The 22,237-nt window shown below is 60.8% G+C and carries 16 protein-coding genes; 9 read left to right on the top strand and 7 right to left on the bottom strand.

Annotated elements, in window-relative coordinates; genetic code table 11:
• Positions 1-17: 17 nt before the first annotated feature.
• The 3 genes from GIW02_RS12695 to GIW02_RS12680 form a co-directional block, all read right to left on the bottom strand.
• Positions 18-1,418, bottom strand: coding sequence for a DUF1254 domain-containing protein (locus GIW02_RS12695; protein ID WP_236415791.1), 1,401 nt, complete (start codon positions 1,416-1,418; stop codon positions 18-20).
• A gap of 425 nt (positions 1,419-1,843) precedes the next feature.
• A complete protein-coding gene (locus tag GIW02_RS12685; RefSeq protein ID WP_236415790.1) occupies positions 1,844-2,206 on the bottom strand; it encodes a response regulator in 363 nt (120 codons plus the stop codon).
• Between the two features lie 192 nt (positions 2,207-2,398).
• Positions 2,399-5,644 (bottom strand): hypothetical protein, encoded by a 3,246-nt coding sequence (locus tag GIW02_RS12680; RefSeq protein WP_236415788.1) that lies wholly within the window; start codon positions 5,642-5,644, stop codon positions 2,399-2,401.
• Between the two features lie 277 nt (positions 5,645-5,921).
• On the opposite strand from GIW02_RS12680, the gene GIW02_RS12675 reads away from it, so the two are divergent.
• The 5 genes from GIW02_RS12675 to GIW02_RS12655 all read left to right on the top strand — a co-directional run bounded on the left by GIW02_RS12675 (position 5,922) and on the right by GIW02_RS12655 (position 12,489).
• Positions 5,922-9,419, top strand: a complete 3,498-nt coding sequence (locus GIW02_RS12675; RefSeq protein ID WP_236415809.1) for a response regulator — start codon at positions 5,922-5,924, stop codon at positions 9,417-9,419.
• Complete coding sequence (locus tag GIW02_RS12670) at positions 9,420-10,250, top strand: CheR family methyltransferase (RefSeq protein WP_456361659.1); 831 nt, start codon at positions 9,420-9,422, stop codon at positions 10,248-10,250.
• A complete protein-coding gene (locus GIW02_RS12665; protein WP_236415784.1) occupies positions 10,247-10,846 on the top strand; it encodes a chemotaxis protein CheB in 600 nt (199 codons plus the stop codon). Before GIW02_RS12670 ends, GIW02_RS12665 begins: the two co-directional genes overlap by 4 nt.
• Positions 10,840-12,033 (top strand): hybrid sensor histidine kinase/response regulator, encoded by a 1,194-nt coding sequence (locus GIW02_RS12660; protein ID WP_236421885.1) that lies wholly within the window; start codon positions 10,840-10,842, stop codon positions 12,031-12,033. The genes GIW02_RS12665 and GIW02_RS12660 overlap by 7 nt, the downstream gene beginning before the upstream one ends.
• A 78-nt stretch (positions 12,034-12,111) precedes the next feature.
• Positions 12,112-12,489, top strand: a complete 378-nt coding sequence (locus GIW02_RS12655) for a response regulator (RefSeq protein ID WP_101270558.1) — start codon at positions 12,112-12,114, stop codon at positions 12,487-12,489.
• A 23-nt stretch (positions 12,490-12,512) separates the two neighbouring features.
• On the opposite strand, the gene GIW02_RS12650 is transcribed toward GIW02_RS12655, so the two are convergent.
• From GIW02_RS12650 to GIW02_RS12635, 4 genes are all read right to left on the bottom strand, one after another.
• The gene (locus GIW02_RS12650) at positions 12,513-14,183 is read right to left on the bottom strand and encodes an ATP-binding protein (RefSeq protein ID WP_236416128.1); all 1,671 of its coding nucleotides are present in this window, start codon (positions 14,181-14,183) and stop codon (positions 12,513-12,515) included.
• Complete coding sequence (locus GIW02_RS12645) at positions 14,183-15,682, bottom strand: ATPase domain-containing protein (RefSeq protein WP_236416126.1); 1,500 nt, start codon at positions 15,680-15,682, stop codon at positions 14,183-14,185. The genes GIW02_RS12650 and GIW02_RS12645 overlap by 1 nt, the downstream gene beginning before the upstream one ends.
• A 120-nt stretch (positions 15,683-15,802) precedes the next feature.
• Entirely contained in the window at positions 15,803-16,861 is a 1,059-nt protein-coding gene (locus tag GIW02_RS12640; RefSeq protein WP_236416108.1) for a tetratricopeptide repeat protein, read from the bottom strand.
• A gap of 76 nt (positions 16,862-16,937) precedes the next feature.
• Positions 16,938-17,831: a bestrophin family protein gene (locus tag GIW02_RS12635; protein WP_236416106.1), complete on the bottom strand. Its 894-nt coding sequence runs from the start codon at positions 17,829-17,831 to the stop codon at positions 16,938-16,940.
• A gap of 211 nt (positions 17,832-18,042) precedes the next feature.
• On the opposite strand from GIW02_RS12635, the gene GIW02_RS12630 reads away from it, so the two are divergent.
• Genes GIW02_RS12630 through GIW02_RS12615 form a run of 4 tightly spaced genes read left to right on the top strand, consistent with a single transcriptional unit; the run spans position 18,043 to position 21,929 of the window.
• The gene (locus GIW02_RS12630; protein WP_236416104.1) at positions 18,043-18,810 is read left to right on the top strand and encodes an SDR family NAD(P)-dependent oxidoreductase; all 768 of its coding nucleotides are present in this window, start codon (positions 18,043-18,045) and stop codon (positions 18,808-18,810) included.
• Positions 18,811-18,822: 12 nt separating this feature from the next.
• On the top strand, positions 18,823-20,007 hold the full coding sequence (locus tag GIW02_RS12625) for an acetyl-CoA C-acyltransferase (protein ID WP_236416102.1): 1,185 nt from the start codon (positions 18,823-18,825) through the stop codon (positions 20,005-20,007).
• Positions 20,008-20,016: 9 nt separating this feature from the next.
• On the top strand, positions 20,017-21,144 hold the full coding sequence (locus tag GIW02_RS12620) for an acyl-CoA dehydrogenase (protein ID WP_236416099.1): 1,128 nt from the start codon (positions 20,017-20,019) through the stop codon (positions 21,142-21,144).
• A gap of 11 nt (positions 21,145-21,155) precedes the next feature.
• Positions 21,156-21,929 (top strand): enoyl-CoA hydratase, encoded by a 774-nt coding sequence (locus GIW02_RS12615; RefSeq protein ID WP_236416087.1) that lies wholly within the window; start codon positions 21,156-21,158, stop codon positions 21,927-21,929.
• Positions 21,930-22,237 lie beyond the last annotated feature (308 nt).

Here is a 22,237-nt window from a genome sequence, read left to right as displayed (position 1 = left end):
CGACCGGGTAAGCGATGTTACTTGAGCGGTGTCAACGGTGGCAGTTTCCATTGACCATTACCCACCTCTGGCTTGGGCAGGTAAATGCGCAGTACTGCGTAAAACGGGCCGGGTGGGGCTGGCAACCAATTGCTCTGTTCGGCTTTCGGCGGCTCGTGGTGCTGCAAGGCCAGGGTCAGGCCGCCATCGGCGTCCCGCTTGAGGCCAGGCAGCATGCGCGAGTTGATCAGGTAGCGTTTCTTGTGGTTGGGCACCAGCAGCTTGGTCTTGCCGTCGTACATGGTCAGCGACCAGAAGGCGTCGGCGGGTGGCAGTTGGTCCTTGGCAAAGTGCAGGGTGTAGCTGTGCCGGGCGCCGTTGGCGGGTTTGCCTTCGCTGTCGACAAAGTACTCAAGGTAGGCCGCCTCATCGCTGGAGTTACCGAAAACTCTCATGTCGGCGCCGGCATAGCGGTACAGGTAGTTGTTTTGCAGGTGGTCGCGACTGCCGTACAGGTCGGCGCTGGGCACCTGATGGGTATCGATCTTGTCTTTCTTGAACGCCGCAAATTCGGCGCGGGCATCGCTGATTCCGTCCTCCAGGGCCTTGCGCTGCTCGGCGGTCAAGTCCTTGACCTTGAACGGCGCGCCCGGGGCGATACCGATCTTGGCAAAGCGTGCCAGCAGGTCTTTTTCGCTGTCCTGCGGCGCGGCAAACGCCAGCATGAAGTTCAGGTAGCGAAACAGCTGCGGGCCTTCGGTCATGGTCGCCATTGGCTTGGGCCAGTCGATCCGCGGCGCCTTGGGTGGAGCAGCTTGCTTCACGTAGCTACTCAGCGGCTGCACTTTATAGCCGTTCTGGATCTGCTTGACCTTGCTCAGGTCCTTCTCATCAAACAACTGCGTGCGGTACAGGGCGTAGGCGATGTTGCTTTCGCTGTAGACCAAGCGATCCACGTTCACCGGTTGCTGACCTTTCCAGTCGGGCCCGGCGATCATGTAGTGGCCGCCGTTATTGCCGGTGCTGCGGGTGCCCAGGTAGGCGAAATTCTGGGTGTAGAGGTCGATCAACTGCACCGAGTAGTAGCGGTTGTCTTCGATCTTGGGCAGGGTCAGCACCTGCGGCTCGCTGCGCAGGTCCAGCCACACGAAGGAGTAGGGCGTGTCCGAGTTCGGGGTCACGAACGCGGTGTCCTTGGGGGTAAAAACCTGGGCGGTATTGCCGATGCGGTTGAACGGTGCCTTGAAGTTGGCACCGCCCTTGTCGACGGCCTGGGTATAGAGCGTCTTGTACATTTCAATGACCGGGTAGCCATACAGGTAGGCTTCCTTGGCGATGGCCCGGGCCTCGCTCGGGGTTGCCGTGAAGTCGGCCCAAGCGCCGCTGCTCATCAGTATCCAGAGGCTCGCCACAAGCAGGCGCGTCGGTTTTCCAATCATGTTGTTGCGTCCTTCCAAGAGTTCTTTTCTGGGGCGTGGGATCAAAGCGCCGAGTTAACCGTTTTATTGGCCGAACGTCACGTTAATCCCTGCAAACAACGTGAACTGCGGCTGGAACGCAGGTACCAGCCCTTGGGACAGGTTATGAATGTAACGTTTTGGTACTGCACCAGCGCACCGAGCAAGCCGGGCGGCGAGGCGTCGATGGCGATGGCCGCCAGCCGGTGAATCGAACAGGCTAAGGTCGATAATGCCGAGGTGTAGCCAGTGTGAGGATCGGGACGGGGGCTCAGCGGCAGCCCATGGCGACTGGCCCGAAAGCGTCTCCGCGCTCGGGCTGTCCTTATGCGTAAACGCTGTAGGACATGTCGATTGAAATTAGCAGCTAAACCCAGATGCGCTAGCAACCTGAAGGAATTAGTTGTTTAGGCGGGAAGCATCGATTTGACTTTATCGCGCAGCTGATCGATGGAGAACGGCTTGGCAATAACCTGCATACCGGCGGATGCGTCGATGTTTTCCGCGTAGCCGCTGGCAAACAGGATGGGCAGGGTGGGGCGCAGTTCACGTACTTTGGTCGCCAGTTGCTTGCCGTCCATATCGGGCAGGCCCACGTCGGTCATCATCAGGTCGATGACTTGGCTGGGGTTTTCGACCACCTTCAAGGCCTCTTCAGCGTCCGCTGCTTCAACCACCGAAAACTCCAGTTCTTCGAGGACATCGACGATCAGCATGCGCACAATGGCGTCGTCTTCGACTACTAGGATGGTGGAGGGGGCAGCGCACATAGGGAAAATTCCTGAGGAGTTGGAGAGGTAGGTCTTAGGTTATTTAACGACCACTCTGATCCCTGAGTCTTGTCGATCCAAGTAAGTTCCCTGGAATGCCAGCATTGTGACGGCAATGCGCGCAAAAGTCGCGCAAAGCAGGCTGAGCACCCGGCAAACAGGGCTTGCCAAGCGCTTAGCCGGGTTTATCGATCAGGTGAGGTCGTACTCGGATAAATCGATATCTGAATGCCTGCGCTCTCCTGTCGATACCTCCACCTTTTCTGCCGTGTAAGCCTTACGCGGCGGCTTCGCCGCCATCTGTACGCCAGCGGCATCGAAGCGAACGGGGTTGTAGTCAGGGAGGCCCGTGTATACGCCTCGACCGTCGGGCGTCACACTCGACAGCTGATACTTCACCACTGCTTTCTTCTGACCGTTGATATTTTGCTCAATATATTCGCGCTGCTTGGCGCCGCCATTCTTGAACATGCGTGCGGCGACATCCTCTAATTCGCCACCCCCGTACATCACCCCTAAAAAGCCTTCAGTGGGCTTATGGGTAAGCCTGGCAAGTTGTGCTGCAAAGGACTGCCCTGCGCCTTCTCCGGAATGGCACATCGTCAAACGGATTTCGGTGTATTTGTTCAGGTCAACGTTGTGCGCTTTCAAAACATCCAGGATTTCATTGGGGCTGAGCAGGTTACCGTTTACATCCATGTAGGCGGAGGTTGCTCCCGGCGGAATCGCCCCGTGGGCATCCAGCGTCAGCCGGAGACCGCGTTTTGTCATGTCTTCGGACATGCCCAGGCCATTGTCCAACACTCTGAAGTTTTGCATCTCACCGCCCATCGCGATGCTTTTGGCGTTAAACATGGGCAGTGCCGGGCCGTAAGCGCGGCCGGTAATTGGATGGAAGGCATACCACTTGCCATTGCTCAGCACTGCGCCGCATTCGAAGGCCTGTTCGCCGACTTTATAAGTGCCCGTTGCGACCACCCCGAGTTCTTTGCTAGCCGCCTTGAGCAGGTTATAACTGCCGGTCGCGCCCTTGAGCTGGTTGACCGCCTGACGACCTTTGGCCAACAAGAAGCGTACACCGTTGTCGCCCAGTTTCACGGCGCCTGCCGCCACATCCCCCAAACCACTCAGGGGGTTGAGTACACCAATCGTAGCCGCGCCAACCACTTTGGCGCCCTTTAGGATCTTGGTGCCCTTAGACAGAGCGGAGTGGCCAATCTTGATGAGTTTGCCGGCGGTCCCCAAACCTGCCGTTAGAAAGCCGAATACATCCAGCGTCAGATCGAAAGCGCCGTCGCCGTAGTTTCCATTCTGGAAATTGACAATGGCCGACCTGAAGGGGACCAGGTTCAACAAAAACTCGCTGAGGGGTTTGGGGCCGCCCTGTAGTTTGTCCAGGGTCGTTTGCCCGCGGGCTTGTTCTTTTATCGCGGGGTCGTCGAGTTCAAGGTGTGCAACAAAAGCGTCGGCAATCGCATGTGCACGCAGGCTGTTGAAGCTGTTGAGCGGTACGTTGCTGACTGGCTGTTCATGGGTAAGCTCCGACGGCATGCCGGCGGGCTTGAACTCTTTGGTCGCAGAGACCACGTTGCCTTGCCTTGATTCTTGAACTTTGGCCCGGTCCAGGCTCGTTCGTTTAATAGTGCCTGCATTGAAGTTGATGGCGTAGGCCTGTGCCACGCCTCTCAGTTCAGTTTTAAGGATCAGCTCCGGTTTATGCCGACCTGGGGTCGTCCCCCATAGATCGGTGCCCAGCGTGTAGGAGCCCTCTTGATAAAAGCTGATTTTTCCAGATCGAAGGCTGTCAGGTTCCTGCAACGTGAGCTCAGTGACCAGGTGTCTGATGGTCGTGCTGACGGCGTCCTTTTTCCGTTTGATTGAGGCCGCAAATTGCTCCTCGAAAGCCACCGAGGCGTCAAATTTCAGGTTTTCGTTCAGCGCCTTGATCGGTATGCGGGGGTCGCTCGACACCAGGGGCCTCAGGTTCGGTATGCCCATCATGGCGATGTCCAGCATCGAATGCGTTCCAACCAAGCCGATTTGTGACGATTCACCGTTGTATGCATCTGTACCGAGCACCTTCGCTTCGAACAGCGCCCCCAGATCGCCAAATCGGTTCTCCAGTTCCTTGAGCGCGATTTCCTTTAGCGTCGGTATCTCCCTATTCAGTTCTTTGCTGGCGGACAGACGCGCGTCAAGTTGCTGATTGAATTCGGTTCTGACGCGCTCGATCTGCTGCGGCATGTAGCTGTCGTCGGCGTTTCTGCTGATAACACCGTTGGCGACACCCCAGTCCACCAAGGCCTTGGTTTGAGCGTATTCGGTGGCGGGCGAGCGATCCTCGGTGCCTACCGGGTAGCTCATGACTTGAGCAAAGGTCATACCGGCCACCGCGCCCGGCCGCTCGGCTTCTATGGTTTGCGCTGCGATGGTCAGGCCGGTCCAGGCTTGGCTGCCGATTGTGACGTGATCGGGGATATCTTTGATTAAATACTGCGGGTTTTCCTTGGATAACAGCAGATACGCCCCGAGTTTGGCGGAATCCGTCGTCGCCCGTCCGTAATTGATCAGTCTACGAGTCAGGTGTTCAACAACTGTTGAGGGTGAACGCCCCAAAAATGCGGGTTGCATCAGGTCGATATCATCTTCTCGGTTGCGCTGACGCGAGACGCTAGCGTCGGGATCTAACCCAATGTGAATAGCCGCCAACACATAGTCGTAAATGCTGGCGTCGGAGAATGCCCCTCCAAAAAACGTTTGCAGGGCTGTCCCCAAGGCCAAAGCCTTTGGGCTGTCGAGTAACTTTTGCAGGGCCTTGGGAGGGTCTTGCAAGTCGCTTGGCGTTACCGAACTGCCGCTCAACAGATAACCGAGCGTGCGTTTGCCATCACGCGGCAGCGGCAAGCCTGGCACACCCGTATCTGGGGAGAAGAGAAAGCTGGCGAGCCTGACCTGGTCGTTTCGCGACATCGGTATTGGCCAGGAAAGCGCTCCACCGAGATTCCCGAGAACAAGTGACGCGGCCTTTTGCTCCAACACGTGCGCTAACGCGTTGGCCTCGGCGGGGCCGCGCGGCAGTTTGAAGCCGAGGTTTTTGATTAAGGCGTCCAGGGTCAAAGGCTTGTCTTCCTTCGAGACATAGGATGATTCCGGGTTCGGCGTCAGAACATGAGTGTGCAAACTGTGTATGAACCTCGCCCTGGGCCCGGGCGGTGCACTGATCGCGCGGAGCTTGCTGGCCAGGTTGCGCAGACTGCCCTGATCGGCCAGCAGTTGCCGGATGGTCTTGACTGGGGGAGGGGAAAGCGCCTCAGCGTTGCTTTGAAGTGTTGACTCTGCTGGATTGCTTGGCGGGCTTTGCGTCGGGTTTTCAGGCGTTGCGACGATAACGTTGCTCAGGAGGCTTACGGATTGCGGTGACACGTTGGCAATGCTCATTCGGATAACCCTTTTTAGTCAGAAATGGCAGCTCGCAAAAGATCCTCCGTGGTCTTGAAGCGCGATTCTGAGTGTGGGGAGGAGGAGAATCCGTTCCTGATTCGTTACTGGCATATGTATTCTTTTGTGTAATCGAGCTGACGAATTGCGACGTAAATCAGCAGGAAACTTATAGGAATGGCGTAGGCATTTGCGCCAAATCAACGCAGAAACATAGCCCTTGCCCCTCAAGTTCGGGCAAACTCTGCGTTTTTTCCCACTTGGACAAGGCATGCCCATGACTCCCGCGTCGTCAGTCGATGAAAAGAGCTTCCGAACACTGCTCGGCCGAAATGTGGCGTTGCCTCTTGGTGTGGGCGTGCTCAGCGCGGTGTTTTTTGTCTGCCTGATCACTTATCTGCTGTCGGTGATCCAGTGGGTGGAACACACCGACCGGGTCATCAACAACCTCAATGAGTCGTCCAAGCTGACGGTGGACCTGGAAACCGGCCTGCGCGGCTTCCTGATCACCGGCGATGAGCATTTTCTGGACCCGTATGAAGTGGCCAAGCCGCGGATCATTGGCGATTTGCGCAATTTGCAGGAGCTGGTAGCGGACAACCCGCAGCAGGTGGATCGCCTCAAGCGCCTGGAGTCGCTGCAAGCTGAGTGGAACAAGTACGCGCAATCGATGATCGACCTGCAACGCCAGAGCGGCGACTACCGCGCGGCGGTGAAGGCCGGCCGAGGCAAGGGCCTGACCGACGCGATTCGCCAGGAATACGCGGATGCGGTGGCGATGGAGCAGTCGTTCCGGATCGCGCGCAATCAGGACGTCACCCGTACCACGGTGATCAGCGTCACGCTTTACCTGGTTTTTGTGCTCGGGTTGAGTGGGGTGCTGGCGTACATCGGCAGAAAAAATTTACTTGCCCTGTCAGAGAGCTACAGCGCAAACCTCGCGTCACAACAGAAGATCGCGCGGCGTCTGGAGCAGCAGGCCTGGCTGCGCAACGGCCAGACCGAACTGGCCGAACAGGTGCTGGGCCAACTGACGCTGAACATGCTGGGCCGCAATATCCTGCAGTTCTTTGCCCAGTACATGGGCTCGGCGGTGTCTGCCTTGTACGTGCGTGAAGAGCACGGCGGTCTGCGGCGCGTGGCCTCTTACGGCTTCTCGCGTGACCAGGAGCAGCTGGAGCAGTCGATCTACAGCGACGAAGGCATCGTCGGCCAGGCCGCGCAGTTGGATCGCCTGATTCGCCTGGACGATGTGCCGGTGGGTTACTTCAAGGTCAGTTCCGGCCTCGGCGATGGCCCGACACGCAGCGTGCTGGTGGTGCCGACCAGCGATGATGGGCGGGTCAATGGTGTGATCGAGCTGGGCTTTCTGCGCGCGCTGGATGACCGCGACGTGGAGTTGCTGGAGCTGATTGCCGGCAATATCGGCACCTCCATCGAGGCTGCGCGCTACCGCCAGCGTTTGCAGGAAGTGTTGGCCGAAACCCAGCAGCTCAACGAAGAGCTGCAAGTGCAACAAGAAGAACTCAAGACCGCCAACGAGGAGCTGGAAGAACAGTCGCGCATCCTCAAGGAATCCCAGGCTCACCTGGAAACCCAGCAGGCGGAGCTGGAACAGACCAACGAGCAACTGGCCGAACAGGCCCAGACCCTGGCCGACCAGCGCGACGCCATGGACCGCAAGAACATCGAGCTGAACCAGGCCCAGGTCGAGCTGGAAGACCGCGCCGATGAGCTGCAACGCTCCAGCAAGTACAAGTCCGAATTCCTCGCGAATATGTCCCACGAGCTGCGCACGCCGCTGAACAGCTCGCTGATCCTGGCCAAGTTGCTGGCGGAAAACCCGCAGGACAACCTCAGTGCCGAGCAGGTCAAGTTCGCCGAGTCGATCTATTCGGCCGGCAATGACCTGCTCAACCTGATCAACGACATCCTGGATATTTCCAAGGTGGAAGCCGGCAAGCTCGACGTGCGCCCGGAGAACTCCAGCGTGGCCCGCCTGATCGATGGCCTGCGCGGCATGTTCGAGCCGCTGGCCGCCGACCGCAAGCTGGGATTCCAGGTGCAGGTGCAGGCAGACGCGCCGTTGATGCTGTTCACCGACCGCCAGCGCCTGGAGCAAATCCTCAAGAATCTGCTGTCCAACGCGGTCAAGTTCACCGAGCAGGGCGATGTAAGCCTGTCGGTGTCCCGCGCGCCGGGGGAGGGCATTGCTTTTACCGTGCGCGATTCGGGTATCGGGATTGCCCCGGACCAGCAGGAAAGCATCTTCGAAGCGTTCCGCCAGGCTGACGGCACCACCAACCGCCGTTATGGCGGCACGGGCCTGGGCCTGTCGATTTCCCGCGACCTGGCCACCTTGCTCGGCGGCTATATCAGCGTGACCAGCGCGCCCGGCAAGGGCAGCACGTTCACCCTGGTGCTGCCGGAGCAGTACGTGGAACGCGCGGAAGACGCGGCGCCGATCGAGCAGCCGCGCCAAGTAGTGACGGCCCCGGTGCCCACGCCGGTGGCGATTTCGCCGCTGCCGCTGGCCGACCTCGCGCACATCCCGCGCTTTGTCGACGACCGCGACAAAGCGCCGTTCACCACGCGTTGCATCCTGGTGGTGGAGGACGAGCCGAACTTTGCGCGTATCCTCTTCGACCTGGCGCACGAACTGGGCTACAACTGCCTGGTCGCCCATGGCGCAGACGAGGGTTACAACCTCGCCGAAGAGTACAGCCCCGACGCGATCCTGCTGGACATGCGCTTGCCGGACCATTCCGGGCTGACCGTGCTGCAACGCCTCAAGGAGCACGCCAAGACCCGACACATCCCGGTGCACGTGATTTCCGTGGAAGACCGCGTCGAAGCCGCCATGCACATGGGCGCCATAGGTTATGCGGTGAAACCGACCACCCGCGAAGAGCTCAAGGACGTGTTTGCCCGGCTGGAAGCCAAGCTGACCCAGAAGGTCAAGCGCGTGCTCCTGGTGGAAGACGATGACCTGCAGCGCGACAGCATTGCCCGTCTGATCGGCGACGATGACATCGAAATCACCGACGTCGGTTATGCCCAGGCCGCGCTGGACCTGCTGCGCACCAACGTCTACGACTGCATGATCATCGACCTCAAGCTGCCGGACATGCTCGGTAACGAGTTGCTCAAGCGCATGGCCACCGAGGATATCTGCTCGTTCCCGCCGGTGATCGTCTACACCGGGCGCAACCTGACCCGCGACGAAGAGGCTGAACTGCGCAAGTACTCGCGCTCGATCATCATCAAGGGCGCCCGCTCGCCGGAGCGCCTGCTCGATGAGGTCACACTCTTTCTGCACAAAGTTGAATCGCAGTTGTCCCATGACCGCCAGAAGATGCTCAAGACGGCCCGCAGCCGCGACAAGGTCTTCGAGGGGCGCAAGATCCTGTTGGTGGACGACGATGTGCGCAACATCTTCGCCCTCACCAGTGCCCTTGAGCACAAAGGCGCCGTGGTGGTGATCGGGCGTAACGGCCGCGAAGCCATCGACAAACTCAATGAAGTCGACGATATCGATCTGGTGCTGATGGACGTGATGATGCCGGAGATGGACGGTTATGAAGCCACCACGTTGATCCGCCAGGACCCGCGCTGGAAGAAACTGCCGATCATCGCAGTAACGGCCAAGGCCATGAAGGACGATCAGGAGCGCTGCCTCGCAGCCGGCTCCAATGATTACCTGGCCAAGCCGATTGACCTGGATCGTCTGTTCTCGTTGATTCGCGTGTGGCTACCCAAGATGGAACGCATTTAAGTGGAGCAATGTTTCTTGGATAAAAGCAGCGATATTGAGCTGCGCCTGCTGATTGAGGCGATTTACCTCAAGTACAGCTACGACTTTCGTGATTACTCCGGTGCGTCGGTGAAGCGGCGTGTGGCCCACGCCCTGCGCCAGTTTGACTGCGCGACGATTTCGGCGCTGCAGGAGCGGGTACTGCACGACCCGGCGGCGTTCATGCAACTGCTGCAATTTCTGACGATTCCGGTGAGCGAGATGTTTCGCGACCCGTCGCACTTCCTCGCGATCCGCCAGGAGGTGGTGCCGCTGCTCAAGACCTACCCGTCGATCAAGATTTGGATCGCCGGGTGCAGCACGGGCGAGGAGGTGTACTCCATGGCCATCCTGCTGCGCGAAGAAGGGTTGCTGGAGCGCACTATCATTTATGCCACGGACATCAACCCGGCGTCCCTGGACAAAGCCAAGCAGGGTATCTTTTCCCTGGAGAATGTAAGGGCTTACACTGCCAACTATCAGCAGGCCGGTGGCCAGCGTTCGTTCGCCGAGTACTACACGGCGGCGTACGACTACGCGATCTTCGACAAAACCCTGCGTGAGAACGTGACCTTTGCCGATCACAGCTTGGCGACGGATAGTGTATTCTCAGAAACTCAATTAATTTCATGCCGTAACGTACTGATTTATTTCAATAAAAAATTACAGGATCGCGCATTCGGATTGTTTCATGAGTCACTGTGCCATCGCGGTTTCCTGGTGCTCGGCAGTAAGGAAACCCTGGATTTTTCCGCGTACAGCAAGCAATTCGAACCCTTGGTCAAGCAGGAACGGATCTACCGAAAATCATGAACGACGCGCAAGCGACCCCGATTCGCGGGATTGAAGCCATCGTCGTCGGCGCCTCCGCCGGCGGCGTCGAGGCGTTGTTGAATATTTTCGGCGAATTGCCCCAGGGCTTTGGCCTGCCGATCATTGCGGTGCTGCACCTGCCGGATGAGCGCCGTAGCCAACTGGCGCAAGTGTTCGCGCGGCGCCTGCGGATTCCGGTACGGGAAGCGCAGGATAAGGAAGTGATCGAAGCGGGTACGTTGTACTTCGCCGGGCCCGGCTATCACCTCTCGGTGGAGCACGACCACAGCCTGTCCCTGAGCCAGGAGGACCGTGTGCACCATTCCCGACCGGCGATTGATTACCTGTTTTCCTCCGCCGCCGATGCTTACGGCAAGGCGCTGCTGGCCATCCTGCTGACCGGTGCCAACCAGGACGGCGCGCGCGGCCTGGCGCACGTTAAACAGTTGGGTGGCACCACGGTCGTGCAAGACCCTGATGAGGCACGGATCGCCGTGATGCCACGGGCGGCCCTGGCCTTGCAAACACCTGATCATATTCTCACGCTGAGCCAAATTGGCTCGTTGCTGGCTTTGCTGGAATCCTCCCCATGTTAAGTAATGTCCAGGCCAAACTGCTGATCGTCGACGATCTGCCGGAAAACCTGCTGGCCCTCGAAGCGCTGATCAAGCGCGAGGATCGCCAGGTCTTCAAGGCATTGAGCGCCGACGAGGCGTTGTCCCTGTTGCTGGAACACGAATTCGCCATGGCGATTCTCGACGTGCAGATGCCCGGCATGAACGGTTTTGAGTTGGCCGAGCTGATGCGCGGCACCGAAAAAACCAAGAACATCCCGATTGTGTTCGTCAGCGCCGCCGGCCGTGAACTCAATTACGCGTTCAAGGGCTATGAAAGCGGCGCCGTGGACTTTCTGCATAAACCGCTGGATATCCATGCGGTGAAGAGCAAGGTCAATGTGTTCGTCGACCTGTACCGCCAGAGCAAGGCGATGAAGCAGCAGGTCGAAGCGCTGGAGCGCAGCCGCCGTGAACAGGAGCTGTTGCTGACACGCCTGCAGTCCGCCCAGGCCGAGTTGGAGCAAGCGGTGCGCATGCGCGATGACTTCATGTCGATCGTCGCCCATGAAGTGCGTACGCCGCTGAACGGGCTGATCCTCGAAACCCAACTGCGCAAGATGCACTTGGCCCGTGATAACGCCGCCGCGTTCACCCTGGACAAGATGCACGCCATGGTCGACCGCGATGAGCGCCAGATCCAGAGCCTGATCCGCCTGATCGAAGACATGCTCGACGTGTCGCGCATCCGCACCGGCAAGTTGTCGATCCGCCCGGGGCGTTTCGACCTGGCGCAACTGGTGCGCAACCTGGTGGAGAATTTCGCGCCGCAGGTGGCGGCTGCCGGCTCCTCCATGCACCTGGTCGCCGAGGGTCCCGTGGAGGGCAACTGGGATGAGTTCCGCATCGAGCAGGTGGTCACCAACCTGCTGACCAACGCCTTGCGCTACGGGGCCAAAAGCCCGGTGGAGGTGCGCGTATACCGCGAGCATGGCGAAGCCCGTGTGGAGGTGCGCGATCACGGGATCGGCATCAGCGAAGAAAACCAGAAACGCATTTTCCAGCAGTTCGAGCGGGTCTCTGCCAGCCAGGTAGCAGCAGGTCTGGGCCTCGGGCTGTTTATTTCAGAGCAGATCGTTGCGGCCCATGGCGGCACCATCGAGGTCGAAAGCCAGATAGGCGAGGGCGCCCTGTTCCGGGTGTGCCTGCCCCTTGAGCAGTCGCAATGAAATCGATCGTCGCCCCGACGCAACCTCTGCGTGACCCCATGGTCGTAATTGCAGCTAATGACCGGACAAAGGCTTCCCATGAGTGAAGATGCACAAGATGTCGTTCTGATCGTCGAGGACGACGAATCCATTATGTTCGTGCTGGGTGAGTACCTGGCGGGTCTGGGGTATCGCGTCTTGAAGGCGATCAATGGCAAGGAAGCCTTCGAAATCCTCGCCACCAAGCCGCACCTGGACCTGATGGTTACCGATTACCGCCTGCCCGGCGGGATTTCCGGGGTGCAGATCGCTGAACCGGCGCTCAAGGTACGCCCGGAACTGAAAGTGATTTTTATCAGCGGCTATCCGCAGGAAATCCTCGACTGCAACAGCCCGATCACGCGCAACGCGCCGATCCTGGCCAAGCCGTTTGACCTGGACACGCTGCAAGAGCATATCCAGCGCTTGTTGGCGTAAAACCCTAGGGCTGCCTGGCAGCCCTAGTTTCTGATCATCTCGCGCACCTTGGCCGTCAACAACTCAAAGGTGAACGGCTTGGTGATCAGTTGCATGCCAGGGTCGAGGAAGCCACCGCGCACGGCCGCATGCTCGGCGTACCCGGTGATGAACAACACCTTGAGGTCGGGGCGAATCTGCCGGCCGATCTCCGCCAGTTGCCGCCCGTTCATGCCCGGTAAGCCCACATCGCTGATCATCAGGTCGATGCGTTGGCTGGACTCGATGATCGGCAGCGCGCTGTCGGCATCACCGGCTTCGACAAAGGCGTAGCCCAGTTCGCTCAGCACCTGGCTCACCAGTACCCGTACCGCCGGATCGTCCTCGACGATCAGCACGGTTTCGCCGGCGTTGGCGAATGGCAGCAGGGCAGGGTCCAGACGCACATCGGCGGTAAGCTCGCCAACAAAGCGCGGCAGAAACAGGCTCACCGTGGTGCCCTTGCCCACTTCACTGTGGATGGTCACATGGCCATGGGACTGGCGCGCGAAACCGTAAATCATCGACAAGCCCAGGCCGGTACCCTGGCCGATGGGTTTGGTGGTGAAGAAGGGGTCGAACACCCGCCCGATGACGCTCTCTGGTATGCCGCAACCGTTATCGCTGACGCTCAGCTCCACGTAGTCGCCGGGGGTGAGGGTGCCATAGGCGGCGGTGAAGACGTTGTCCAGGCGCCGATTGGTGGTTTCCACCACCAACTTGCCGCCACTGGGCATGGCATCGCGGGCATTGATGACCAGGTTGAGCAGGGCACTTTCCAACTGGTTGGGGTCGGCCTCGGCCGACCACAGCTGGTCGGCGAGGCGCATTTGCAGGGTGATACTTTCGTTGATGCTGCGTTGCAGCAGCTCGCCCATGGAGGTGACCAGCTCATTGAGGTTGACCGACTTGGAGTCCAGCGACTGGCGGCGCGAGAAGGCCAGCAGGCGGTGGGTGAGGCCGGCGGCGCGGTTGGCCGAGGTGACGCCCAAGTCGATCAGGCCGTCGAGGTCGTCCAACTTGCCACGGGATACGCGGCGGCGCAGCAGTTCGAGGCTGCCGATGATCCCGGTGAGCATGTTGTTGAAGTCATGGGCGATGCCGCCGGTCAATTGGCCGACGGCCTCCATTTTCTGGGATTGGCGCAGGGCTTCTTCGTTGTGGCGCAATTGCGCGGTGCGCTCCTCGACCTGCTGCTCCAGGGTTTCCAGGGTGCGTTGCAGGCGCAGTTCGCTTTCACTCAAGTCGATCAGGCGGTCGCGGGCTTCGTATTGCCTGCGCCGGCCCCGCAGGGCGGCGCTGACCAGGCTGATCAAGGTGATCGGGTGGAAAGGGCGCTCCAGGAACGTCACGTTGCCCAGCAGGCCGCTGAGGTGGGACGAGCCGTTCTGCTCGCTGCCACCATGGTGCGTCATCAGTACGATGGGCAAGTCCGACCAGGCTGGCTGCTGGTGCAAGTGCTCCAGCAGCGGCTCCAGGTCGACGCCGCGCAACGCTTCGGCGGCAATGATCAGCAGGCCGGCGCCGTGTTCCAGCGCCTCGCACAGCATCGTCAGGTTACTGGCGACAATACCGTTGTAGCCCGCTTCGTTAAGCATCATCAGTGCCAGCGTGCCGTCACGCCCCAAGGGCGCCAGGATGATTGCGCGTTCGGAAACGCCGGGAAGGCTGGGCACTATCCCTCATCCTTGAGCAGAGGGGAGCCGGCGCCCATGTAGGTCGGGATCCCGCGCAATACGCCCTGGAAGTTGTCCAGTGGTTCGCCGACCGTGAGGCCACGGCTGCTGATGCGGTATTCACGGATAGAGGACTCGTGGGAGCCGGTGCGTTTCTTGATGATCGAAATCGCACGGCGTACCTTGCCGAGGGCCTCGAAGTAACGCAGCAGAATCACAGTGTCGGCAAGGTAAGTGATGTCGACCGGGGCCTGCATATCGCCGACCAGGCCGTGCTGCGCGACGGTCATGAAGGTCGCGGCACCGCGGCGGTTGAGATACAGCAACAGTTCGTGCATGTGCAGGATCAGCGCGTTCTCTTCCGGCATGGCGGCCTGGTAGCCATTGATGCTGTCGATGACCACGGTTTTGATCCCGCGCTCGTCGACGCAACGGCGTACGCGGTGTGAGAACTCGCCGGGGGACAGCTCGGCGGCATCCACCTGCTCGATCAGCAGGTTGCCGGTCTCCTGTAGCGCTTCAAGGTCGATGCCCATGTTTTTCATGCGCTCGAACAGCAAGCCCAGCTCTTCGTCGAAGATAAACAGTGCGGCCTTTTCACCCCGCGCCACGGCGGCGGCGGCAAAGATCATCGAGATCAGCGATTTGCCGGTACCGGCCGGGCCGAGGATCAGGCTGCTGGAGCCGGTTTCGACGCCACCACCCATCAACGCATCCATTTCCCGAATGCCGCTGCTCAGGGTCTGGCGCACGTAGCCGCCACGGTGCTCGGCCGCCACCAGGCGGGGGAACACGTGTACACCGCCGTGCATGATGGTGAAATCGTGGAAGCCGCCGCGATACTTCTGGCCACGGTATTTCACCACCCGCACCCGGCGGCGTTCGGCACCGTAGTTGGGCGTGAGTTCTTCCAGGCGGATCACGCCGTGGGCCACGCTGTGCACGGTTTTATCCAGGGATTCGGTGGTCAGGTCGTCCAGCAGCAGCACCGTGGCGTCGTAGCGCACGAAGTAATGCTTGATCGCCAGGATCTGCCGGCGATAGCGCAGCGAGCTTTGCGCCAGCAGGCGGATTTCCGAGAGGCTGTCGATGACTACACGGGTCGGCTTGACCCGCTCCACCACCTCGAAAATCTGCCGCGTGGCCTCGCCCAGTTCAAGGTCGGAGGAGTACAGCAGGCTTTGCTGGTGCTCGGCGTCGAGCAGGCTCTCCGGCGGGGTCAGCTCGAAAATATGGATATTGTCGTCCAGGTCCCACCCATGGGACTTGGCACCCTGGCGCAACTCGCGTTCGGTTTCAGACAGCGTGATGTACAGCGATCGCTCGCCGTCTTTCGCGCCGGCCTGCAGGAAATGCAGAGCGACGGTGGTTTTACCGGTGCCAGGTTCGCCTTCCAGCAGGAACAGATGGCTACGCGAAAGCCCCCCGGAAAGAATGTCATCAAGACCTTCGATGCCGGTGGCCGCTTTTTCGGATAACTGCGCGTTGGATGTAGACAAGAAGTGCCCTCAGGTCACATGCGAGTAGAGGATGCGCGGCCAAGTGGACGCGCCATGTTCTCTTGACCGTAGCGCTGTGCCACGGTTCAACCTTTCCCCCAAAATGCCCGCAGGGCGCGTCTACAGGCCTTGTTGCAGCGCAGGATCGTCGGGGTTCTGCTGCTCGAGCTGGGCCAGCAGCACCTGCACATTCTGCAGTTGGCCGCTTTCTTTCCAATAGTTGATCAGCAGCACGCGTGCCTTGCGATTGGCCGGGTGGCGCTGGAGGATTTCTTCGAGTTGGCGCTGGGCGGCTTCCAGTTCCTGCTGGGCGTGCAGGGTGGTGGCCAGGTCGTAGCGATAATCCTGGTCGTCCGGCTCAAGCTCCACCGCCTTGGACAGGCCAAGCAGCGCATAAGGGCGCTCGCCATGGTGCAGCAGCCACAGGCCGAGGGCGTGCTGCAGGTAGGCGGACTCGGGGTGCGCCGCCAACTGCCGCGCCAGCAACTGGCGGGACTCGTCGGTCTTGCCTTGTTTATCCAGTAACTCGATCTGCGCGACCCCGGCTTGCAGGTTGTCCGGTTGCAGGCGCATGGCCTGTTCCAGGGCATTCTGCGCCTCGGGCAGCAGCGCGCTGTGGATGTACAGGCGCGCCAGTTGAATCCAGCCTTCGGCGGTTTCCGGCTGCGCTTTGAGGGTTTTCACGAACTCATCCAGCACCTGTTGCAGTGGGCCGAAGTACAGCCCCAGGGTGTCGGGGGAAAGCCCGAGCAAGGCATTGGCGGCGGCAAAGCGTACGTTCTGGTCGGGGTCTTCCAGTACCGGGCCGAGCAACAGCGTGCGCTGGCCGGTGGGCACCAGGCCGACGATGCTATGGATCGCGGCCTCGCGTACCTGCGGCGACTCACTCGTCAGGTCTTTGTCGGCCAGCTTCAGCGCCTGGGGGCTCGGGTAGTTGGGCAACTCGACGTGCAACGCGGCACGGCGTTCAGGGGACAAATCCTGGCGGCCCAACTGCTGATACAGCACGCGCGCCGCGCCAGGCTCACCGTTATGCGCCTGTTTCAAGGCTTTTGCATAACCATGGGCGATGGCAGCAGGCACGGCGACCGGGGTCGCGCGGGAGAAATACCAGGTGATCAGCACAATCAACAACAGGGCGCACAGGCCGACGATGGAGTAACGGCGTGACTTTGACATGCAGGCGTCCGAAAGCTTGAGCAGCTAGAGCAAAGCCATCAGCTTCGGTCAGACCAGGGCAGGTGTCAAACCGGCTTCAGGTCAGCACGTAATCCACCGGTTCCAAGGCCGGCGGCAAGTCGGTTTCGCCGAGCGCGGCGCGCACTTCGCGCTCCAGGGTACGCAGCAAGGCGTTGCAGGGCAGGTCGTTTTCATCGAAGCCGAACGGGTCTTCGAGGTCATCGCCGATTTCATCCAGGCCAAAGAAGGTGTAGCTGACGATGGCGGTAAACACCGGTGTCAGCCATCCCAGTGGTTCGGCCATGGCAAACGGCAGAAGAATGCAGAACAGGTAGATGGTGCGGTGCAGCAGCAGGGTATAGGGGAAGGGCAGCGGCGTAGTCTTGATCCGCTCGCACGACGCCTGGACCTGGCTGAGGCTGACCAGCCGGGCTTCCAGCTGGGTGTAGCGCCATTCGCTGAGTACGCCTAGCTCGGTCAACACAGAAAAGCGCGCGCCCACTTGTTGCAAGACCTTGTCGGGCAGGTTGGGATGCTGAGGCTCCACCTCCGCCCAAGGCGCGATTGCCCGCGCTTCGTCTTCATGGCGCAGGCGCGCAATCAGGCCGTGGGCAAACCCACACAGCGCGCGCAGCAGATTGGCGCGTTCGAGCGGGTCTGTGAGTAGCTGGGTTTCACGAATCAGCGAGCGCACATCGATGATCATCTGCCCCAATTGCTTGCGGCCTTCCCACCAGCGGTCATAGCAGGCGTTGTTGCGAAAGCTCATGAAGATCGACAGCGACAACCCGAGCAGCGTGAAGGGCGTGGCGTTGACCTTGGAGAAATACGCCGGGTGCAGGGTTTCCACCAACACGATCACCGAGGCCAGCAGCGTGACCAGCAAGCTGCGCAAAGCAATGCGCTTGGCAATCGAGCCTTTGAGGGAAAACAGGATGCCCAGCAAGTTGGGTTTGGGACGCACGATCATGGCGGGGCGGGGCTTCTCAGGTGGCGCAGGCCCTCAGGTTAGAAGCTGATGCCAACGCCGTCCAATCGCTTGGGCTGACCGGCTGATCAGCCGCGTCGATGATTGGCCAAACCAGTCAGCTATATTGAAGGCTTTGACCATTGCCGCTGTCGCGCGCGGGGGCGACTATTTCGCCGATTCGGGCACAGTTCACGTCAAGGACACAATAATAATGCAGATTGAAAACAAGGTATTCCTGGTCAGCGGCGGCGCGTCGGGCCTCGGTGCGGCCACCGCTGACATGTTGGTTGGGGCCGGTGCCAAGGTGATGCTGGTAGACCTGAACGCCGATGCGGTGGCGGCCAAGGCCAAGCAGCTGGGCGAGAATGCCCGCAGCGCCGTGGCGGATATCAGCCAGGAAGCCGCTGCTGAAGCGGCGGTACAGGCTACCGTAGCGGCCTTTGGTGGCCTGCATGGGCTGGTGAACTGCGCCGGTATCGTGCGCGGTGAAAAGATCCTCGGCAAAAACGGCCCTCATGGGTTGGCAAACTTCGCCCAGGTGATCAACGTCAACCTGATCGGCAGCTTCAACCTGCTGCGCCTGGCCGCAGCGGCCATTGCTGAAACCGAGGCAAGTGCCGATGGCGAGCGCGGCGTGATCATCAACACCGCTTCGGTGGCCGCGTTTGACGGGCAGATCGGCCAGGCGGCCTATGCGGCCTCCAAAGGCGCAATTGCCAGTCTCACGCTGCCCGCCGCCCGTGAGCTGGCGCGCTTTGGTATTCGCGTGATGACCATCGCCCCGGGCATTTTCGAAACCCCGATGATGGCCGGCATGACCCCGCAAGTGCGCGATTCGCTGGCGGCTGGCGTGCCATTTCCGCCGCGCCTGGGCAAACCCGGTGAATACGCCGCGCTGGTGCGGCACATCATCGAAAACAGCATGCTTAATGGCGAGGTGATCCGTCTCGACGGTGCCTTGCGCATGGCTGCCAAGTAAGGAGATTGCCCCATGACTGATCCCATCGTGATTGTCAGCGCCGTGCGCACGCCCATGGGCGGCTTCCAGGGCGACCTCAAAAGCCTGACCGCGCCACAACTGGGCTCCGCCGCGATACGCGCCGCCGTGGAGCGGGCCGGCATTGCCGCCGATGCGGTGGACGAAGTGCTGTTCGGCTGCGTACTGCCCGCAGGCCTCGGCCAGGCCCCGGCACGGCAAGCCGCACTGGGCGCCGGGCTGGACATGGCGACGCGCTGCACCACGCTCAACAAGATGTGCGGCTCGGGCATGCAGGCCGCCATCCTCGCCCATGACGCGCTGTTGGCCGGCAGTGTCGACGTGGTCATCGCCGGCGGCATGGAAAGCATGTCCAACGCGCCTTATCTGCTCGATCGCGCACGCAGCGGCTACCGCATGGGCCACGGCCGGGTGCTCGACCATATGTTCCTCGACGGCCTGGAAGACGCCTACGACAAAGGCCGCCTGATGGGCACCTTTGCCGAAGACTGCGCCGGCCTGAATGGCTTTAGCCGCGAAGCCCAGGATGCGTTCGCCGTCGCCTCCCTGACCCGCGCACAGGATGCCATCAGCCACGGCAGCTTCGCCGCCGAGATCGTCCCGGTACAGGTCACTGTCGGGAAGGAACAGAAAACCGTGCTGCACGACGAACAGCCGCCCAAGGCCAGGCTGGACAAGATCGGCAGCCTGAAACCGGCGTTCCGCGAAGGCGGCACTGTGACGGCGGCCAACTCCAGTTCAATTTCCGACGGTGCGGCGGCCTTGTTGCTGATGCGTGAGTCCGAGGCGCACAAGCGCGGCCTCAAACCGCTGGCGGTGATCCGCGGGCATGCAGCATTCGCCGATGAGCCTGGGCTGTTCCCCGTGGCGCCGGTGGGTGCAATCCGCACGCTGATGAGCAAGACCGGCTGGACGCTCAACGACGTCGACCTGTTCGAAATCAACGAAGCTTTCGCGGTGGTCAGCCTGGTGACCATGAGCAAGCTGGAAATCCCTCACGCCAAGGTCAACGTGCACGGCGGCGCCTGCGCGCTGGGTCACCCGATTGGCGCGTCCGGCGCGCGGATTGTGGTGACGTTGCTGTCCGCGCTGCGCCAGAAAGGTCTCAAGCGTGGCGTTGCCGCCATCTGTATCGGTGGCGGCGAAGCCACCGCCATGGCCGTTGAATGCCTGTATTAAGGATGTTTTATGCTGCCCAATGACGAACAACTGCAAATCAGCGAGGCGGCCCGGCAATTTGCCCAGGAACGCCTCAAACCATTCGCCGCCGAATGGGACCGCGAGCACCGTTTTCCCAAGCAAGCCATCGGCGAAATGGCCGAGCTGGGTTTTTTCGGCATGTTGGTGCCGGAACAGTGGGGCGGATGCGACACCGGCTACCTGGCCTACGCCATGGCGCTGGAAGAAGTCGCCGCCGGTGATGGCGCCTGCTCGACCATCATGAGCGTGCATAACTCGGTGGGCTGCGTGCCCATCCTGACCTTCGGCAACGACCAGCAGAAAGAGCAATTCCTCAAGCCGCTGGCCAGTGGCGCCATGCTCGGCGCATTTGCACTGACCGAGCCGCAAGCCGGCTCCGATGCCAGCAGCCTGAAAACCCGCGCGCGCCTTGAGGGCGACCACTACGTACTGAATGGCTGCAAGCAATTTATTACCTCCGGGCAGAACGCCGGCGTGGTGATCGTGTTTGCCGTGACCGACCCGTCAGCGGGCAAGCGCGGGATCAGCGCATTTATCGTGCCCACCGACGCGCCGGGCTACACCGTGGCGCGGGTTGAAGACAAACTCGGCCAGCACGCGTCCGATACCTGCCAGATCCTGTTTGAGGATGTGAAGGTGCCCGTCGCCAACCGCCTGGGCGAGGAGGGCGAAGGCTACAAGATCGCCCTGGCCAACCTGGAAGGGGGGCGCGTGGGCATCGCGTCGCAGTCGGTCGGCATGGCGCGCGCCGCCTTTGAAGCCGCCCGCGACTACGCCCGCGAACGCGAAAGCTTCGGCAAACCGCTGATCGAGCACCAGGCTGTTGCGTTTCGCCTGGCCGACATGGCCACGCAAATTGCGGTCGCACGGCAGATGGTGCATTACGCCGCCGCGCTGCGCGACAGCGGCAAGCCGGCGTTGGTGGAAGCTTCGATGGCTAAGCTGTTCGCCTCGGAAATGGCCGAAAAAGTCTGTTCGGCCGCCTTGCAAACCCTGGGCGGTTACGGTTACCTGAGCGACTTCCCCCTGGAGCGGATCTACCGCGATGTGCGGGTCTGCCAGATTTACGAAGGCACCAGCGATATTCAGCGCATGGTCATTTCACGCAATCTTTAAGGAGCCGATACATGAGTTACGACACCCTTTTGCTCGAAGTGCAGGGCCGCGTCGGGCTGATTACCCTGAATCGCCCGCAGGCGCTGAACGCGCTGAATGCGCAACTGGTCAGCGAGTTGAACCAGGCGTTGGACGGCCTGGAAGCCGACCCGAACATCGGCTGCATCGTGTTGACCGGCTCGAAAAAAGCCTTCGCCGCCGGCGCCGATATCAAGGAAATGGCCGAGCTGACCTACCCGCAGATCTACCTGGACGACCTGTTCAGCGACAGCGACCGCGTGGCCAACCGGCGTAAGCCGATCATTGCCGCGGTTAACGGCTTCGCCTTGGGCGGCGGCTGCGAGCTGGCATTGATGTGCGACTTTATTCTGGCCGGTGACGGCGCCAAGTTCGGCCAGCCGGAAATCAACCTCGGCGTGCTGCCGGGCATGGGCGGCACCCAGCGCCTGACCCGCGCGGTAGGCAAGGCCAAGGCCATGGAAATGTGCCTGACCGGGCGTTTTATCGATGCGGTGGAAGCCGAGCGCTGCGGGATTGTGGCGCGCATCGTGCCGGCCGATGAGTTGCTGGAAGAGGCCTTGAAGGTCGCCACGCTGATTGCCGGCAAGTCGGTGCCGATCAGCATGATGGTCAAGGAGAGCGTGAACCGCGCGTTTGAAGTGAGCCTGTCGGAAGGCGTGCGCTTTGAGCGCCGGGTATTCCATGCCGCGTTTGCGACGCAGGATCAGAAGGAAGGCATGGCGGCGTTTGTGGGCAAGCGGGCGGCGGAGTTTAAGGACAGATAGGGTTTTAGTCGGTGTTTGGGTAACGGCTGATATGGTTCCCGCTCTTACAGCGGATCCCTTTTGAAAAGAGCCCAAAAGTAACCAAAAGGCTCTTGCCCCATCACTCGGCACCTCGCTCACGCTTCGGCGTGCCCGCCCGCAGACTGTAGAGCAAAAGCGCGGTTTGTGGGCTGGCTTGGCGCCTTGAACCTGACCGGAGTTACGTCTGTTGATTGCGGTCAAAATGTGGGAGGGGGCTTGCGCCCGATAGCAGTGGGTCAGTCACAGATGCATTGGCTGACACACCGCTATCGGGAGCAAGCCCCCTC

It is taken from the genome of Pseudomonas syringae, from assembly GCF_021606685.1.
GTDB classification, from domain to species: Bacteria; Pseudomonadota; Gammaproteobacteria; order Pseudomonadales; family Pseudomonadaceae; genus Aquipseudomonas; species Aquipseudomonas syringae_R.
This window is presented reverse-complemented; position numbering and strand designations above follow the sequence as displayed.

Excerpts from the sequence above, each read along its gene's own strand:
- GIW02_RS12635 (WP_236416106.1), bottom strand. The coding sequence starts at position 17,831 with ATGATCGTGCGTCCCAAACCCAACTTGCTGGGCATCCTGTTTTCCCTC.
- GIW02_RS12655 (WP_101270558.1), top strand. The coding sequence starts at position 12,112 with ATGAGTGAAGATGCACAAGATGTCGTTCTGATCGTCGAGGACGACGAA.
- GIW02_RS12685 (WP_236415790.1), bottom strand. The coding sequence starts at position 2,206 with ATGTGCGCTGCCCCCTCCACCATCCTAGTAGTCGAAGACGACGCCATT.
- GIW02_RS12675 (WP_236415809.1), top strand. The coding sequence starts at position 5,922 with ATGACTCCCGCGTCGTCAGTCGATGAAAAGAGCTTCCGAACACTGCTC.
- GIW02_RS12620 (WP_236416099.1), top strand. The coding sequence starts at position 20,017 with ATGCTGCCCAATGACGAACAACTGCAAATCAGCGAGGCGGCCCGGCAA.
- GIW02_RS12665 (WP_236415784.1), top strand. The coding sequence starts at position 10,247 with ATGAACGACGCGCAAGCGACCCCGATTCGCGGGATTGAAGCCATCGTC.
- GIW02_RS12680 (WP_236415788.1), bottom strand. The coding sequence starts at position 5,644 with ATGAGCATTGCCAACGTGTCACCGCAATCCGTAAGCCTCCTGAGCAAC.
- GIW02_RS12615 (WP_236416087.1), top strand. The coding sequence starts at position 21,156 with ATGAGTTACGACACCCTTTTGCTCGAAGTGCAGGGCCGCGTCGGGCTG.
- GIW02_RS12640 (WP_236416108.1), bottom strand. The coding sequence starts at position 16,861 with ATGTCAAAGTCACGCCGTTACTCCATCGTCGGCCTGTGCGCCCTGTTG.
- GIW02_RS12625 (WP_236416102.1), top strand. The coding sequence starts at position 18,823 with ATGACTGATCCCATCGTGATTGTCAGCGCCGTGCGCACGCCCATGGGC.
- GIW02_RS12630 (WP_236416104.1), top strand. The coding sequence starts at position 18,043 with ATGCAGATTGAAAACAAGGTATTCCTGGTCAGCGGCGGCGCGTCGGGC.
- GIW02_RS12695 (WP_236415791.1), bottom strand. The coding sequence starts at position 1,418 with ATGATTGGAAAACCGACGCGCCTGCTTGTGGCGAGCCTCTGGATACTG.
- GIW02_RS12660 (WP_236421885.1), top strand. The coding sequence starts at position 10,840 with ATGTTAAGTAATGTCCAGGCCAAACTGCTGATCGTCGACGATCTGCCG.